General features: G+C 63.5%; 13 protein-coding genes. 1 reads left to right on the top strand and 12 read right to left on the bottom strand.

Translation table 11 applies throughout. The features are described from left to right. Positions 1–73: 73 nt before the first annotated feature. From Q8R61_RS09535 to Q8R61_RS09525, 3 genes are all read right to left on the bottom strand, one after another. Positions 74–1,003, bottom strand: a complete 930-nt coding sequence (locus Q8R61_RS09535) for a glycosyltransferase family A protein (protein ID WP_305536586.1) — start codon at positions 1,001–1,003, stop codon at positions 74–76. Beyond that, a complete protein-coding gene (locus Q8R61_RS09530; RefSeq protein WP_305536724.1) occupies positions 1,000–2,187 on the bottom strand; it encodes a hypothetical protein in 1,188 nt (395 codons plus the stop codon). The genes Q8R61_RS09535 and Q8R61_RS09530 overlap by 4 nt, the downstream gene beginning before the upstream one ends. A 118-nt stretch (positions 2,188–2,305) precedes the next feature. Beyond that, positions 2,306–3,223: a sulfotransferase gene (locus tag Q8R61_RS09525; RefSeq protein WP_305536584.1), complete on the bottom strand. Its 918-nt coding sequence runs from the start codon at positions 3,221–3,223 to the stop codon at positions 2,306–2,308. Positions 3,224–3,338: 115 nt separating this feature from the next. On the opposite strand from Q8R61_RS09525, the gene Q8R61_RS09520 reads away from it, so the two are divergent. Then, positions 3,339–5,165, top strand: coding sequence for an asparagine synthetase B (locus Q8R61_RS09520; protein WP_305536582.1), 1,827 nt, complete (start codon positions 3,339–3,341; stop codon positions 5,163–5,165). Positions 5,166–5,188: 23 nt separating this feature from the next. On the opposite strand, the gene Q8R61_RS09515 is transcribed toward Q8R61_RS09520, so the two are convergent. Genes Q8R61_RS09515 through Q8R61_RS09475 form a run of 9 tightly spaced genes read right to left on the bottom strand, consistent with a single transcriptional unit; the run spans position 5,189 to position 16,770 of the window. After that, positions 5,189–6,622 carry an MBOAT family protein gene (locus Q8R61_RS09515; protein ID WP_305536580.1) on the bottom strand — a complete coding sequence of 478 codons (1,434 nt, stop codon included), beginning with the start codon at positions 6,620–6,622 and terminating at the stop codon, positions 5,189–5,191. A gap of 2 nt (positions 6,623–6,624) precedes the next feature. Then, positions 6,625–7,620 carry a hypothetical protein gene (locus tag Q8R61_RS09510; protein WP_305536578.1) on the bottom strand — a complete coding sequence of 332 codons (996 nt, stop codon included), beginning with the start codon at positions 7,618–7,620 and terminating at the stop codon, positions 6,625–6,627. Positions 7,621–7,622: 2 nt separating this feature from the next. After that, positions 7,623–8,945 (bottom strand): putative O-glycosylation ligase, exosortase A system-associated, encoded by a 1,323-nt coding sequence (locus tag Q8R61_RS09505; RefSeq protein WP_305536576.1) that lies wholly within the window; start codon positions 8,943–8,945, stop codon positions 7,623–7,625. Further along, positions 8,942–9,772, bottom strand: coding sequence for a formyl transferase (locus Q8R61_RS09500; protein ID WP_305536574.1), 831 nt, complete (start codon positions 9,770–9,772; stop codon positions 8,942–8,944). The genes Q8R61_RS09505 and Q8R61_RS09500 overlap by 4 nt, the downstream gene beginning before the upstream one ends. Beyond that, a complete protein-coding gene (locus Q8R61_RS09495; RefSeq protein ID WP_305536572.1) occupies positions 9,769–10,983 on the bottom strand; it encodes a prenyltransferase/squalene oxidase repeat-containing protein in 1,215 nt (404 codons plus the stop codon). Before Q8R61_RS09495 ends, Q8R61_RS09500 begins: the two co-directional genes overlap by 4 nt. Before the next feature lie 22 nt (positions 10,984–11,005). Beyond that, complete coding sequence (locus Q8R61_RS09490; protein WP_305536570.1) at positions 11,006–12,391, bottom strand: phenylacetate--CoA ligase family protein; 1,386 nt, start codon at positions 12,389–12,391, stop codon at positions 11,006–11,008. Then, positions 12,388–13,635: a glycosyltransferase gene (locus Q8R61_RS09485; RefSeq protein ID WP_305536568.1), complete on the bottom strand. Its 1,248-nt coding sequence runs from the start codon at positions 13,633–13,635 to the stop codon at positions 12,388–12,390. The genes Q8R61_RS09490 and Q8R61_RS09485 overlap by 4 nt, the downstream gene beginning before the upstream one ends. Further along, a complete protein-coding gene (locus tag Q8R61_RS09480; RefSeq protein WP_305536566.1) occupies positions 13,628–14,854 on the bottom strand; it encodes a TIGR04063 family PEP-CTERM/XrtA system glycosyltransferase in 1,227 nt (408 codons plus the stop codon). The genes Q8R61_RS09485 and Q8R61_RS09480 overlap by 8 nt, the downstream gene beginning before the upstream one ends. Then, on the bottom strand, positions 14,851–16,770 hold the full coding sequence (locus Q8R61_RS09475; protein ID WP_305536564.1) for an XrtA/PEP-CTERM system amidotransferase: 1,920 nt from the start codon (positions 16,768–16,770) through the stop codon (positions 14,851–14,853). Before Q8R61_RS09475 ends, Q8R61_RS09480 begins: the two co-directional genes overlap by 4 nt. Between the last annotated feature and the right edge of the window lie 28 nt (positions 16,771–16,798).

Below are 16,798 nucleotides of genomic sequence, written 5' to 3'. Positions count from 1 at the left end.
ATTTTATTTGACTGGATTCCGGCCTTTGCCGGAATGACGGGCGGGGAAATGGCTTCATCGATTCAACCATACATCAACCCCTCAACATCGACAGCGCTTCGCGCACGCTTCGCCAGTCGGGGCGCTCGGTGAGGTTCGGCAGTACGGCGTTGAGTGCGGCAAAGCGCTGGCCACTTTTACTCAGCGCGCAACCTAGGTTGTAGCGTGCGCTGGCCATACGCTCGGCCACACCCTGCCGCACCGGCGCGGGGAAGTTGTTCGCCAGCCGTGCCAGATCGGTTAGCGTGCGCACGTTTTCGCGCTGCGCCGCCACCGGATCGCGCCGCGTCGCGCTGCCGCCATGGATGACATAGACGCCGAGGCTCTGGCACACCACGCCGATGCGGCGGCTGCCCGCCACCAGCCGGGTCAGGAAATGCACGTCCTCGCACACCTTGTAGCCGGTGGGATAGCCGCCCAATTCGACGAAGCGTGCGCGCGGCACCGACAGCGTATGGGTGTCGCCGAAATGGTCGGCGACGAAGGCGGCAATTTCGGCGGGGGTTTCGATCACCACCCGTGCCGCACCCGATGCTTTCGCACGCATCATGCGGCCCGATTCGTGCTGCGCCATCGAGGTGCCGAGCAATGTTCCGGCATCGTCGCGGTATTCGTAGTCGCCGGTCAGGCAGTCCAGCGGCGCGCCCTCGGCGATCCATTCGGCATGCAGCCGGATGCGGTCGGGCGCGTACCAGTCGTCGGCATCCAGAAACACCAGCCAGTCGCCGCTGGCCGCGGCCGCGCCGGCATTGCGCGCCACCGAGACGCCGCTGTTCTTTTGCTGGATCAGCCGCACCGTTTCGCCAAACTGGCGAGCGACGTTGGCGGTGGCATCAGTCGAGCCGTCGTCGACGACGAGGATTTCGTGCGCCGGCCAGCTTTGCACGCGCACCGACTCGATCGCACGCGCCAGCGTGGCGGCGGCGTTGAAGGCGGGAATGACAACCGAGAAGCGTGGCTTCATGCGCGCGCCCCCAGCAGCGCCAGCGGCAGCGCAAGGCCACTGAGCTGTGCGATCCGGCGAAAGCGCGGGATCTCGTCCAGCCGGGCGCGCCAGGCGGAAAGCCGCAGTTTGAGCCGGGTTTCGATCCAGTCCGGGTCGCCCTGCCGCATCGCGTGCGCAAGTTCGAGCGGCGTGACAAAGCGCAGGTCGGGACGGCTGGCGAGCGCATCGCGCAGGCCGGTTTCGAGCGTGGCCAGGCTGGCGTCCGCCGCCTGCAGGAAATTGAAGCGGTGGGTTTCGGCCAGACAGGCGCGGCCCTGCCGGGTGCGGGTGCTCAGCCCGTTGAGCAGGCGCTGCGGCACATGGCCCAGCGCCGGTTCGAAATAGACATCGCGCACCAGATAGGTTTGGCCGGCGAGTGAACGCTCACCCGCCAGCAGGGTGGCATCGACGCAGCCGGGTTGGCCGGCGGCCGTGCGGCAGGTGGCGCGGCGGCCGGGGGTGATGACGGTCTCGATCCCAACCTGCGCCCAGGCGGCTTCGACCGCATCGTTCCAGACGAAGGTGGTGGCGACGGCCACCTGCGGCGCGCTGCCGAACAGGGTTTGATAAGTCTGTGCTTCGGCGGCGACAGCCTGCCGGATCGCATCCGCCGGCAGCGTGCGCGACGGCAGGACGGACGCATCGACCCAGCGGCTTTGCAGCGGCGAGGGCAGGCCCTCGGTCGTGGCGGGTGTGGGCGCGGTGAGCCAGTCGCGCACGGCGCTGTCGCGCTGCGCCGCGCACATCAGCGCCGGCGGCCAGTAGTGGCATTGGCCATGCAACTGCGGCACAAACACGCCGGCGGCGATGCCCGACTGCATGGCGGCGCGCACATCGTCGAAGCGAGCATCGGTCAGCGGCAACGCATGGTATTCGCTGCAGCCGGAGGCGGCGATGCGTGGACCGTCGGGGACTTCCAGGATCACGCCCAGGGTCATGACCGCCGACCGCCCGCTGCGGTCGCGGATACCTTGCAGCACGGCAGACAGGCGGGGCAATGCCTCGGCCTGCGCCAAGGGACCTGCGCCCCAGTCGTCGCTTTCGATGACCAGCACCGGATGGCGCAGCACCGGCTCGCGCCAGCGGGCCGCGAGCGGAGCGAAGAAGGAGAGCAGAATAGTCGCCCATAGCAGAAGAATGGTGGCCACGGCGAAAACTAGCATCGTCACCGCGCAGCCTCCTTCATAACGTCATCCCGGCAGACGCCGGGAGCCCGTTCAATCAAGGCGCTGGATTCCGGCGAACGCCGGAATGACGAGATAGGGGGCTGTAATACACCCATCAATACCCCATCCGGGCGGCGACGTCCGCCACCTGCGGCAGCACGCGCTCGATCTTCTCGCGGTTACGGCCGTCCTTCCATTTGTCGAGGCGGATTTCGGAGAAGGCGTTGTAGGGAATGTCGAGCACGTCGGCGCAATGCGCCTGCAGGCGGGCGTCGAAGTCGAGCCCGCAGCCTTCGAATACCCGGCGGAAGGTGGCAACCGGGTCGCGCAGAAAATCCTCGTAGAACACCTCGACCCATTGCCCGGCGGGCATATACGCCTTTGCATCGAGGATGGCCTGGTTGATCGCCTTGTACTGGAAGGCAGCGACGTTTTCCACCGGCGCATTCAGATAATCGCGCCAGCCGTCGGCTAGGAAAAAGCACCACTGGGTCAGCGTGCCGTTTTCCACCGCCACCTGGGCCGGCAGGTCGTTCGACCAGGTGGCGAATTCATCAGGCTTACGCCAGCCCTCGATCAGCGAATTGAGGTTGTCGCCGGGACTGCGCTTGACGAAGACGAACACAGCGTCGGGAAACAGCGCCTGCAGGTAGGGCACGCACAGCCCGTTCTGGTTGTTCTTGTCGACCCAGCGATGCCGGCCGGTCCCGCTGTAGAAATACCGGCTGACCGTGTCACGGTCGGTCGGGCTGGCATCGCCCGCATCCAGCGCATGCGTGTCCCAATGCTTGTCGGACGGAGGATGCAACGTCGTCCAGTAATCGTGGGTTTCGCGCTGCAGGGTACCGAGTTCGCGCGACTCGGACAGGGTTTTGTAGACCAGCGTGGTGCCGGCGCGGGAGCAGCCGACGACGATGACGGGACGCTGCGCGGGCGGCCGCGAAAGCGACCAGCGCACGCTGCGCGCGCCGCGCTGCACGCGGCGTGCATGCCAGGCAAGGGTCTTGCCGACTTTGGTGAGGAATGCGTTCAACGGGCTGGGCTTTCTGACTTTATGTCGGTCCTGGCGAACATACAGGATTCGTGCCAAGGGGCTGGCTCGTTTATATTGGCGGACATTATCCCGCATCACACCGACACAACACACCATGGATGGCATTTTTGGCTGGCTGGGCGACCACGGCGCGCATCAGGATCTGATCCGGCATATGGGCGACGCAGCCCGGCTCTCGCAGGAAAGCACCCCGCACACGCACAGCACCCCGCAGCTGGGCATGGCGGCCGCTTCACGCTTCGGCAAGGCGGCCATTCATGTGGAAAACGGGCTGGCCGTCGCGCTGAACGGGCGCCCGCGCTTCCTGGACGAGGACCTGTCCGCACTCGCGCAGCAGCAGAATCCGGCCGCGGCGGCGGCGCAGGGCTGGCTGCGTCATGGCGAAAAGCTGCCGGCGCGGATGCACGGCACCTTCGCCCTCGTCGTGCTGGAGCCGCAGAAAAAAGCCGCTTTCCTGGCGCTCGACCGCGTCGGCGCCGAGCGCCTGTGCTTCGCCCGGCACGGCGGCCACCTGGCATTCGGCAGCAGCGCGCAAAGCGTGGCGTCCCACCCCGCCGTGGGCCATGTCATCGACCCGCAGGCGATTTACGACTACCTCTATTTCCACACCATTCCGGCGCCGCGCAGTCTCTATCAGGGCGTGAAGAAGCTGCTGCCGGGCCAGTATGCCGTGTTGCGCAACGGCCGCCTCGACACTGGCTTTTACTGGCAGGCCGACTACAGTCCGGTGGACGCCAGCTTCGCACGCCACCGCGCCGACTTCCGCGACACGCTGACCCAGGCGGTGCGCGACGCGGATGCGCCGGCCACCGCGGCGTTTCTTTCCGGCGGCACCGACAGCTCGACCGTGGTCGGCGCCCTCACCGCTGCGCGCGGCGCCCCGGTCGACACCTTTTCGATCGGCTTCGACGCCGCCGGCTTCGACGAGATGGAATACGCACGCTGCGCCGTCGAGCGCTACGGCTGCAACAGCCATGAGTACTACTTGAAGCCGGCCGACATCGTGACGGCGATCCCCCTCATCGCGCGCGAATACGACGAGCCGTTCGGCAATGCTTCGGCGGTACCGACCTATTTCTGCGCCAAAACCGCACGTGAAGCCGGATTCGAAAACATGTTTGCCGGTGACGGCGGCGACGAGATCTTCGGCGGCAACGTGCGTTACGCCAAGCAGGGCCTGTTCGAGATGTACGGCCGCCTGCCCGCCCCGCTGCGCCGCGGTCTGATCGAGCCGATCGCAAACATGCCAGGCCTTTCGGACAGGTTTCCGCTGTCCAAGCTGAAAAGCTATGTCGCCCAGGCCCGCGTCGGGCTGCCGCTGCGGCTGGAAAGCTACAACTTCCTGCACCGCACGCCGCTTGACCAGATTTTTTCTGCGGATTTCATCGGGGCCGTCGAGCCCGCGACGACCGATGCCGCGTTGACCGAGGTGTATCAGCGCACTGCGTCGGACCACTACATCAACCGCATGATGCACCTGGACCTGAAGTTCACACTGGCCGACAACGACCTGCGCAAGGTGGGCACCATGACCGAGGCAGCCGGCATTGAGGTGCATTACCCGCTGCTCGACGACCGCATGGTGGCCTTCGCCAACCGTCTGCCGGTTGACTACAAGGTGCGCGGCCAGAAGCTGCGCTGGTTCTTCAAGGAAGCGCTCACCGACCTGCTACCGGAAAAGATCATCAACAAGAGCAAGCACGGCTTCGGTTTGCCGTTCGGGGTGTGGAGCAACGAATATGCCCCGCTCGGCGACCTCGTCGGCGACAGCCTCTCGGACGTCAAAAAGCGCGGCTGGATCCAGCCCGCCTACCTCGACCACATGCTCGCCATGCAGCGCGGGCCGCACGCCAGCTACTATGGCGTGATGATCTGGGTGATGGTGATGCTGGAGCAATGGATGGCGGCAAACGAGCACTGAATTGAGGGCACGCGCACCCGGTGCTAGAAATCGAAGTAGATGAATTTCTGGCTGCTGCCGCCAAAGAAAATGATTGTGAGCACCAGTCCGGCGTACGCTGTTCCGCGCACAGTGAAGTGCAGTTGCCCCCAGCGCTGGATACCTGCTTTAAGTCCCTGCTCGATTCGAGGTTCCAGCAAGGTGAGCAACAGGCTTCCCCACACCAACAGCTGAACATAGCGCCGCACGACGACCGTTCCGGTTGCATCGCCCATTCCTAGCATCGCGGCGGTGATGATCCATGCATCTTGGAAGGTGGGTGCGCGAAAGAACACCCAGGTAACCCATACCAGCGCCAGCGTAACGGGCCATCCCAGCCAGGAGAGTATGCGCGCGGTCAATGATCCTGCGATCACGCCCAGCCAGGAATAGAGATCAAGCAGCAGCCGGTGCAGCACCAGATAGGCGCCATGCAAAAAGCCCCAAAACACAAAGGTCCATGCGGCACCGTGCCACAGCCCGCCAAGCAGCATCGTGATCATCAGGTTCGCCAGGTTTCGCGGCATGCCCCTTCGGTTGCCGCCCAGCGAAATATAGAGATAGTCGCGCAGCCAGCGTGACAGGGTGATATGCCAGCGCTGCCAGAATTCCCGTACGCTGCGACTGGTATAGGGATAGAGGAAGTTGCGCGGCAACACGACGCCGAACATCAGCGCCAGACCGATTGCCATTTCGCTGTAGCCTGAAAAATCAAAGTAGATTTGCAGGGCAAAGGCGGTGGCCGCAAGCCAGGCGGCATAGAAATCAAGCGCCTCGGGACGGCTGAAGAGTTCGTCAGCCAGTGGCGCCAGATTGTCCGCGAACAGCACTTTCTTGATGAGTCCCGCCGTGAAAATGAGCGCGCCCAGCTTGATGTCTTCCGCTTTGAGCGGTTTCAGATTCTCCAGTTGTTCAACTAGCTCGGATGCGCGGAGGATGGGGCCCGCAATCATGTGTGGGAAGAACGTTACATACAGCCACCAGGCGCGGAACGATATGCGGTGCGTCCACTCCCCGCGGTAGACATCGATCGTCACCGACAGCATGTGGAAAGTATAGAAGCTGATGCCGAGCGGGAGCGCCCAGTCCGCCCAATTGGGCGGCGCCGAAATCAAGGGCATGTCCAGCCACAGCCCAATGCCAAGAAGGCTCTCCAGAGCCATCCCCAAGTATTTGACCACCCCCAGAAATCCCAGATTCAGAACCAGGCCTGCCACCAGCAAGCCTCTGCTGCGCGTGGCGGCCAAGCCGGAATAAATCAGATAGTTGATGCTGACCGAGGCAACCAGCAGTATGAGATAAACCGGCTTCCACGATGCATAGAAAATCAGGCTGCCGACCAGAATGACGGCGGCACGCTCACGGTAATTGCGCGCCCCTGCGTAAAACAGCATCAGCACAGCAAAAAAAAGCAGGAAAGTCGGGGAACTGAATACCATGGCTATCGGCCACCACCGGAAGCAAGCTGGCGCCCCAGTTCGGCGCTGTATCGCTGCGCACCCCGGTCGTTCAGATGGCCTGCGTTGACAAAGTCGGACGGCACGAAAACCTCAGCCGTGGGCAGCACGATCACGCCTCGTCGTTCAAGGCGTGCAAGCAGCGCCCGATAAGGTGCGGCGGATGGACTTGCATCAACAAAAGCGGATGGACGGTCACGCAAAGGTGGAATCGTGACGAAGACGCGCACGTCCTGCGCCTGCAGGACATCGATCGAACGCCACAAAAACGCCACGACATCCGGCGATGGCGGTTGCTGAGCGGCGTTTTCCTGACGCATCACCTGTCCTTCATTTTGCGCGGCACCAAAGCCGGCCCGATAACCCAGATGAGCCGATGCCGCGCCGCCCACAGGATCAAGCTCGCGTACGCTTGCTTTCATGAAGCGGAGCAGTTTATCCGGCTCGCGCAGTTGACGAAGGTTTGCGCTATATGACCAGAGCCGCAAGTAACTCCCCAGCCAGTCCATGTAGCGGCCGGATTCCCACAGCGCTGCGCGGTCTGCCAGGAAACCGACATACCCAAGCGAGTTGTCTTCCTGCAAGGCGCTTTCATCGATACCAATTACCACCGTATGAATTGCCTCCCTGCCCAGCAAGCCGCGTTCATTCAAACGCATGATTTCGCCGTGATAGACAATCGCATTGGCCCCTGGCAAGCCCAGGTTGAAACTACGCACTGGCTGATCCGGCCAGGACTGGCTCACCGTTCCAGGATCGATCCCGTTGTCGGTTCGACTGTTTCCCACAAACAGGATTTGCGGCGGGTTTCGCTCGACGGAATGGAGCTTGTCGTAAGCGCGCCCCAATGCAAACACTGCACGATATTTGTGAACGACCGCCTCGCTGTGCAACGCAAGCTCGACCAGACCGATCAGCAGAAGTGCCAGCCAGAATGCACCCCCCAAGCCTGGTGGAAAACGAAGGCGAGGCCAATGCACGATCAGAAGCCTTGGTTGGCGCTTTCGTGGCCGAACTTACTGGACGGGTGGGGTATTGACCCAAGCTTTGCAGGACTCGACACAGGCACCCTGTTGTCCAGCACACCCGAAAACTTGGCGGTCAAGACGAGAATAATCATCAGGTGATAGGGCAGGTCAAAGTAGGCCATTCCAAGGAACGAACCGCCTGCGGCGTAGCCAATCAGGCTCACTTGGATCATCGACGCCAAATCGGATGCCCATTTTTTTTCAGGATCCTTTTTACATCGATTGATGACCTGCTGGGCGCGAATCCACGCCAGCAGACCGAGCAACATGAACAGGCCGAAGCCGATAAATCCCTGCTCGCCCATGATCTCGAAGTAAATACTGTGCACGTCACGCGTATTAAACGGGTCGGGCGCATATTGGCGGAAAACGGGTGGCCGCCACATCTCAAAGCCGCCCCCGGTAACGCGGTCCTTGGCCACATTGAACGCCGTATGCCAGGCGTTGATCCGGCCTTGTGCCGACTCGTCTTCCTCATAGGTTTGAATGGTATTCATGCGGTCGTACCACTCCTGGGGCATGACCGAGGCGATGATGCCGACCGCCATTGCCATATAGATGGCGGTAACGATTTTGTGGCGGCTTTTGAGCCACAGGAAGAGCCCCATCGCCACAATGGCCACGAGCCCCCCGCGCGACTGGCTGCCGACGATGGCGACGCCGGTCAACACCATGGCACCTGCAAGTCCGATCTTGACCCACTTTTTAACTTCCTGAAGGTGCAGATAGCGGATGAGCGGGATCGCCATCACCATCGCCAGTGCCAGTTCATTGTTGCCGCCAATAAAGGTTCCAGCCGGACCCTGCACCCGGTAGACCCCGCCATTGACGATGGTGAAAATTCCGCCCTTGACGCCATAAAACGCGAATGACACGGCAATCACCCAGATCAGCCAATGCAGCTTGTGACGGTCGTTGATTATCAGCGCGGTGAGGAAAATCATCAGCTGGATTTTCCATACCTTGTCCCACTGGAACCAGGCATCGGTGGGATAAAAGGCAAAGAACGTGGTGAACAGCATCCAGCCTATGAAGATCAGCAGCAGGACCGTCTCGCGCGACCAGACCATTTCCTTTTTCTCTCTCGAGAACATGAAAGCCGTGATGGTGACGAGGCCGACAACCATGGCGAAGGGGAAATCGTAGGCAAAGCCCCATGCCAGCCGGTGCGGATTCATGTAGCCCAGCCACGACCACAACAAAATGCCCAGCCAGGGACGTTTGAATACAAACGGCAGCAGGCTGAAAATGACGCCGGTGACGAAAAGATCTCTCATGGCTTCCGCTCCCCCGCCGTTTCAGGACTGAACCAGTGGACGCGTCGAGGCAAGGCCACGCCAGCCAGCATCCCGGATGCCAGGCGCGTAGCAAGCGCCTGTTCATGGCGCAAGCCACGGTCCCTGACCTGATACAACCGGCCCTTGCCAGGCTGCACCATGCCGAGTTGTTCGCCCTCAGCCAGCCGCGTGACGGCTTCTGCATAGACCTCCGAGCTATCCTGCACCGCACGCCAGAACAGCACCAGTTCACTGTCGCCCTCTCGCACTTCCGGGCTGACATGCGCGATGAGGCGGCCGGTGTCGATGCCCGCGTCGATGTAATGCAGGGTGCAGCCGATTTTTTCCGGCTCCCCATTGTAAAGCGCCCAGAAGGTACAGTCGGCACCGCGGTATTCGGGCGACAGGCCGCCGTGCAGATTGACGATGCCGAGACGGCCTTCGTTCAGCAACTCGCCACGGATCAGTGAGGTGCCGAACACGCAGATCAGATCGGGTTTCAAATCACGCGCCAGCTTGACCACGTCAGGATGGTTGATGTGCGGGACTTCGCGCACCAGTTCGGGATGGTCAAGCCGGGGTTCGCCATGCGGAAAGAAGAATTTCGCCTCGGGATTGCCGGTGTAGCGGCGGCGGTCGCGCAGCCAGCGCCAGACCTTGCGGAACAGGTTGTCGGGGCGCAGCTTCTTAAGGGTTTTTTTCAGCTTCCACTCGCCGCCGGTTTCCTGCACGATGGCGAGTGCTTCGCCAGCGCGGCACAGGGCATTGGCCACATGCAGGTGGCGGGCGCTGCGCCCGCACAGGATCATGATCCGCAACCTGCTCATCGCACCAGCCCCCGGGCCGCAGCCGGAATGGTGGGCACGGCGATATTGGCCATATCCATGATCAGCGCGTCTGCGAAGAACTTGGCTGCCCAGTTGGGGAATTCGAAGCGTGAATACGCGCCCCAGATCGGCGCCGACCCGGGAATCGCCCCGCGCACGATGGCGTCGTCCTCTTCCAGCCGCTGGGTGCGCTTGACGTAGGCAATCGCGCGCCCGGCCGCGTCGCGGTAACTTTTATCCCCGGTGATTTGCGCCAGGCGCAGCCAGCACAGCGCCATTTGCACGACACCGGTGACGCAGGCGTAGCTTGCCGTGGGCGACCAGCCGTTGCCGTAGGTTCCTGCAAGCCAGCCATCGCTGCGCTGTTTTTCCATCAGACCGCGGGCGGCAATTTCTGCCGCGTCGAGATAACGTGCCTCGCCCAGCAGCACCGCCACTTCGATGAAGCCGCGAATGGCGTAGGCGATGGTGTGGGTGAAGGGGTCCCTGTCCGGCACGAAGGCATTGGTGGCGAACCAGCCGCTCGGCGTCTGCTGAGTCAGGGCCCAATCGAGGTTGCGACGGGTCGCCGCAATGAATTCAGGTTCATTCGCCTCCAGACCCATGGCCGCTAGCGCCCAGATGGCGCGTGTGTTGTAGACGTGCGGTACGCCATTGTGTTCGAACTTGCGGTAGCAGCCGTCATCGTCCTGCTGCGCCACCAGCCAGTGGCCGGCGCGCACGCCGGCTTCCAGGCAATCCTGACGCTGGAGCGATGTGTAGCCAGCAACCAGACCGTGCATGATCTGGCCCTGGTTGAAAATGACCGGGTGGCTGCCGGCCTCGCCGAAATGCCCGGGAAATGCACCTTCTGCCGTTTGCAGCGAAAGCTCCCAGTCGATCATCTTGTGGGCGCGATCGATCAGTTCCGGGCGGTCGAGCGGTTCCGCTGCGGCGAGGAAGGTCTCGATGATGTAGCCCGTGGTTTCAGGATAACTGGGCAGCCAGCCATCTTCGAAGCTCCAGCCGGCAGCGACGCCGCCCTGGTCGGGTTTATTTATTCGCACATCCTGCGCGCGGCACAGCCAGTCGATGGCGCCGCGCAAATGGGTGCGGTGATCGTGCTCGGGCTGCCGGGCTGTCCCGGCGAAGTCCTGCATCACCAAGCGCAGGTGGCGCGCTTGCCAAGGCTTGTAGCGCAGGGGAAGTTGCAGGAGCGATAACGGTTTCATATTACGGTTCGAGTCATTTCAGTTAAGCCACAGCCTGCTTCAGGGCACCGGCCAGCGGCACGTGGCTCACCACATAGCGATGCTTGCCGGAGGCCTCGGGTGGGATTTCGTCCAGCATACGCACCTCCACTTGCAGCGCATCGCCGAGGCGGGCACGCAGTCCAGCCACCACGGCCGCGTGGGCGGCTTCGTTCCATCCTGAATTCGGCACGATCTGCACCTCCATGCGGTCGAGCGCATGCTGGGTGCATTTGAATTGTGCAATTCCCGGCACCGCACGCAGCACATAGATCACCGCCAACGCATGCATCACCCGGCCATCGGCGGCGACAACGAAGTCGGTCTGCCGCCCCGTCACCTCGGCGATCACGTGCAGTCCCTGTCCGCCCGCAGGCGGCTCTGCGGACACGCGTAGCACATCGCCTGTCCGATAACGGATGAAGGGCTGGGCCGCTGAAGTCAGGCCGGTGATCACGGCCTCGCCCGCCTCGCCCGGTGCCACCGGCTGGCCGGCCGCGTCAAGCACCTCGACGATATGGCTCTCGCTCATCAGCAGCATCTGCCCGCCCGGCGCCTCGTGGGCGGTGAAACCGATGTCGCGGCTGCCAAATTCGTTCGCCACGGGCGCGCCAAAGACGCGTCCAATGAGCTCACGCTGGTGCGGATACAGCGGCTCACCGGTGGTACATACCACACGCAACCCCGGCATGCGCAGCGTGCGCTGTCTGGCCTCAGCATGCGCCGCCAGCAGCGCCACACTCGATGCATAGCCGTACACACACCTGGGCTGCCAGGCCTGCAACGCGTCGAGATAAACATCCATGCGCTCGGGGGACATGGCGAAGGCGTTCAGCACCATCTGATTGACCAGCTGGTCACGCAGGGTCTTGATGCGGTCGGTCTTGTTCAGTTCGACCGGCGCGCCCCACAGATAGGCCTCGCGCTCGCCCGGCTGCACGCCCCACCAGCGGCGGGCACGCATGCGCCCGGCGGCATCCGAAGCTTGGCGCGTGCGGCCGAAGTAGAAAATCAGCGGCTCGCCGCTGGAGCCGCCCGTGGTGTACTTGAATACGCCACCCGGCGCTTCGCGCCAAACCAGTTGGTCGACGTTCTCGCGGGCGTCGCGCTTGTTCATCGTCGGCAAACGGGCCAAATCGCTCAGCGTCACCCCGCCAGCCTTGACGGCTTCATTCAGCCCGGCCGCACGCAGGCGATCGGCATGCCAGGGGCTGTGGGAGAGCGCACTGTGCAGCAAGTCGTTGAGGCGACGGGTTTGATAATCCTGCATCGCATCACGCGACAGCCATTGGGTGCGCTCGAGCTCGGCCAGCATCGCGAAGGTGGGGCGGCGCACCGCGGCTTCCTGCGCGCGATAAACACTGCGGGCGAACCAGGCCGGGACGCTCATTTGACTGCCAGCTCCGGTTGACGCGTGGAGGGCTGCATGATGCCGTCGAACGCCCGCAGCAGCTGCGCCACGCGCTTGTCCCACTGATTGTCGCGGGCGTAATCGAGGATTGCGGCGCGATCCCATTCCTTGTCGAGCGCGGCATCCAGCGCCTGTTGCAGCGCGGCGCCGTCGCCAAACGGCACGATGCTGCCGAATTCGTCACGGCAAACCACTTCGGCGTTGCCGCCGACATCGGTGCTCACAACCGGCAGACCGCAGGCCATGGCTTCGAGAAAGACGTTGGCCCAGCCTTCGTTGCGGGTGGCGAGCACGAAGACATCGGCTGCCGACAGCGGCCATTTGAGTTCGTCCGGCGGCAAGGCGCCGAGAAAATGCACGCGATCAGCCAGCCCGAGCCGCGCGACCTGGGCGGTGAGTTCGGTACGATTATCCCCTTCCGGGCTGGCACCGCCGACGATGAGGTAGTGCAACCCGGGATGGCGCTCAAGCAACGCCGGCATGAGATCGATGACGCGGTGCATGCCCTTGCGCTCGACCAGCGCCCCGACCGAGACCAGCACCACGGCATCCCGCGGCAGGCCGTATTTCTGCCGCGCGGCGTTACGGTCAACCGGCTGGAAGCGTGCGATGTCGATGCCATTGCCGACGACTTCGGTGTTGGCCTCGGGCGCGCCCAATTCGATCGCCAGCCGGCGCAGCGAATCGGACACGGAGAACACCCGGGCGGCCGCTTTCAGCGTGCGTGCCAAGCGCGGGCGCAGCACGGGATTGCGGCTGTGCGGCACTTCGGTGCCGCGCAGGGTGATCGTCACCGGCAGCTTGAACCAGCGCCCCAGTCGGGTGGCAGCCTCGCCGTCAGGGTAGGCAAAATGGGCGTCGATCAGGCGCGCGCCCTGCCGCTTGAGCGTGCGCATCAGGCCGACGCTTGCCAGCGCCATCGACCAGCCGTCGAGCCGGCGCAACAGGCCGGGCAGCGAAAGATAGCGCGGATGGTAGACGCGAATGCCCTGCTGGATTTCCAGCGCGGGCGCCTGCGGGCGGTAACCGGGGCGCAACAGGCGGATCAGTCCCTGGCCGAGAAACCACGGCTGCGGCGAAATCACCGCAAGCGGGCGATGGCGGGCGACGCGAAACATGCGCTCGCGGATGAACAGGCCGGCACCGGGGCGCACCGCGCTGGGAAACAGCGCGCTGAACACGACCAGGTCAATGCGGTCCGGATCGACCTGCACCTCAGCCAAGCGCGACCTCCCCGACCGGTTTCAGCAGGCCGCCGTACACGCCGCGGTAGCGCGCGACGCTGGCAGCCCAGTTGCGTTCTGTTTCGACGAACTGACGGCCGTTTTTCTTCATGCTGTCCCAGCCCTGCTCGTACTTCAGCAGCCCCACCACCTTGCTGGCGAGATCGCCCGCATTGCCTGCATGGAACAGCACACCGGTCTTGCCGTCCTGGATCAGCTCCTTGTGGCCGCCGACGTCGGACGCCACCATCAATCGGCCCTGCGCCATCGCCTCCAGCGGCTTCAGCGGAGTAACCAGCTCGGTCAGCCGCATCGGGTGGCGCGGATAGACCAGCACATCGACCAGGTCGTAATAGCGATTGACCTCGGCGTGCGGCACACGCCCGGTGAACACCACGCGGTCCATCAGGTCGAGCGTCATCACTTGCCGCTTCAGCGCGGCATCCTGCGGCCCGCCGCCGACCAACAGCAGCTTCACATCGGGCATCTGCTTGAGGATGGTCGGCAAGGCGGCGATCAAGAGATCGAGTCCTTCGTAGGCATAGAACGAGCCGATGAAGCCGAGCACGCGGCTGTTGCCCAAGCCGAGCTTCATTTTCAGTTCGGGGTCGGGCTTGCCGCCCATCTCGAATTTTTCGACATCGACGGCGTTGGGGATGACGGTGATCTTGTTTGCCGGGATGCCGCGCTCGGCGAGGTCGCGGCGCAGCCCTTCACAGATGACGGTGACGGCGTCGGCATTTTTCACCGCCCAGGTTTCCAGCGCACGCGTAAGTCGGTAGCGCAGGCTACCTTCCTTGGTGCTGCCGTGATCGACCGCGGCGTCTTCCCAGAAGGCGCGAATTTCATAGACCACCGGGATGCCGAGCGTGCGGCCGACGCGTATCGCCGGCACCGCGTCGAGCACCGGCGAATGGGCATGGATGACGTCCGGTTTGAGTTCTTTGGCCAGGCCCAACAGGCGCTTTTCGATTGCGCCCATCACTGCGAACGGGTCCCCACCGGGCAGCCTGGCGAGCAAGCCGGTCGGCGTGGGCGTGCGGTAGAAATGCAGGCCGTCGGCGTCCTCTTCCGCCACCGTGCAGTTGATCTGCTTGGGGCCGGACAGGTGATAGGTATCCCAGCCCATTTTCCTTTGATTGCGCAGGATCGCCGCGCTGCGGAAGGTGTAGCCGGAATGCAGCGGCAGGGTGTGGTCGAAGACGTGGAGGATTTTCATGCGGCCTGCTGTTCCGATTCGTCCATCCCCAGCACCTGCCCCAGGAAGGCGTCGAACATCAGCACCGTCCACAGGATCACCGAATAGTCGCGACGGCCGGACTGGTGCGCCTCGACCACGTCACGCAGGAAGGCCTGGTTGAACATGCCGGTGGACGCCAACCGCTCACCGAGCACGACGCTGCGGATGATGGCGGCGAGCGGCCCGCGGAACCACGCGGCAAGCGGCACCGAGAAGCCCATTTTCTTGCGGTACAGCACGTCGTTTGGCAGATAGGGTTCCATCGCTTTTTTCAGCAGGTACTTGCCTTCGCTGCCGCGCAGCTTGAAATCGACCGGCAGGCCGGACACCCAGCCCATCAGTTCGTGGTCGAGCAGCGGCTCGCGCACTTCGAGCGCGTGCGCCATGCTGGCGCGGTCGACCTTGGTGAGGATGTCACCGACCAGATAGGTTTTCATGTCCAGATACTGCACCAGCGACAGCGGGTCGTCGGTGGGCGCGACGGCGGCGTGGCGGCGCAGCACTTCCACCGCCTGGTAGCCCTGCAGTTCGCGCTTGAACGCCGGTGAAAACAGCAGCTTTCTCTGCGCGTCGGACAACAGCGAGACGCCATGGAAATAGCCCTCGACGGTGTCGCGCGCCAGCGCCTCGAAGGTGGTCTTGGCGCGGAATACTTTCGGCGCCCAGTCGGCCTTGGGGTAGAGCTTGCCGAGCACGCCGAACAGCGGACGGCGCAGCGCCAGCGGCATCACCGCTCGCATGCGCTCCTCGTAGCGGAACCAGCGGTAGCGCCGGTAGCCGGCAAAGTGCTCGTCGCCACCGTCGCCGGACAGCGCGACTTTGACATGCTTTCTCGCCAGTTCGCAGACGCGGTAGGTCGGCAGCGCCGACGAATCGGCATAGGGCTCGTCATACACCTGGGCGAGCTGGCCGACCAGGCTGAAGTCGTTGGCGGCGACGGTCTCGACGTGATGATCGGTCTTGTAACGGTCGGCCACCTGCTGCGCAAACTGGATTTCGTTAAAGGCGGGATCGTCGAAGCCGATCGAACAGGTATTGACCGGCGTGGCCGACTGCGTGGCCATCATCGCCACCACCGCACTGGAATCGACGCCGCCGGACAGGAAAGCGCCCAGCGGCACGTCGGCGATCATGCGCAGGCGCACCGATTCCTTCATGCGCTCGACCAGTTCGTCCAGCGCGGCCGCCTCGTCCGTCACCTTGACCGGGGTGAACGGCATGTCCCAGTACTGCTTGGGCAACGCGCGTGCGGCGCCACGCTTCAGCGTGAGGGTAAAGCCGGGCGGCAGCTTGCAGGCGTTCCTGAAAATGGTGCGCGGCTCAGGCACGTAGCCGTAGGCGAAGTATTCCTCGACCGCGAGCGGATCGATGTCGCGCGTCATGCAGGGATGCACCATCAGCGATTTCAGTTCGGAACCGAAAATGAACTCGCCGGTGTCGAGATACGCGTAATACAGCGGCTTGACGCCGAAGCGGTCGCGCGCGACGAAGAGCGTGCCCTGCGTGCGGTCCCACAGCGCGAAGGCAAACATGCCGCGAAAGCGCTGCACGCAGGCCTCGCCCCAGGCCTCCCAGGCATGCACGATGACTTCGGTGTCGGAATGGGTGCGGAAGGTGTGGCCGAGCGCCACCAGTTCGGGCACCAGTTCCTGAAAATTGTAGATTTCGCCGTTGAACACGACGACGACCGAGCCGTCCTCGTTGAACAGCGGTTGCTGGCCGGTGGACAGGTCGATGATGGACAGCCGCCGGTGGCCGAGGCCCACGCCCGGCTCCAGATGCAGGCCGCCTTCGTCGGGGCCGCGATGGAACTGGGTTTCGTTCATGCGATGCAGCAGTTCGCGCGAGATTTCGTTGTCGCCGCTGGTATCGAAAATGCCGGTGATGCCACACATGGTGTTGTCCTGTTCCCTGTCGATTTTT

Origin of the sequence: Thiobacillus sp. (assembly GCF_030696885.1) — a bacterium.
Classification (GTDB): Bacteria; Pseudomonadota; Gammaproteobacteria; order Burkholderiales; family Thiobacillaceae; genus Thiobacillus.
The sequence above is the reverse complement of the archived record's forward strand: the minus strand, read 5'-3'. Positions and strand labels throughout refer to the sequence as shown.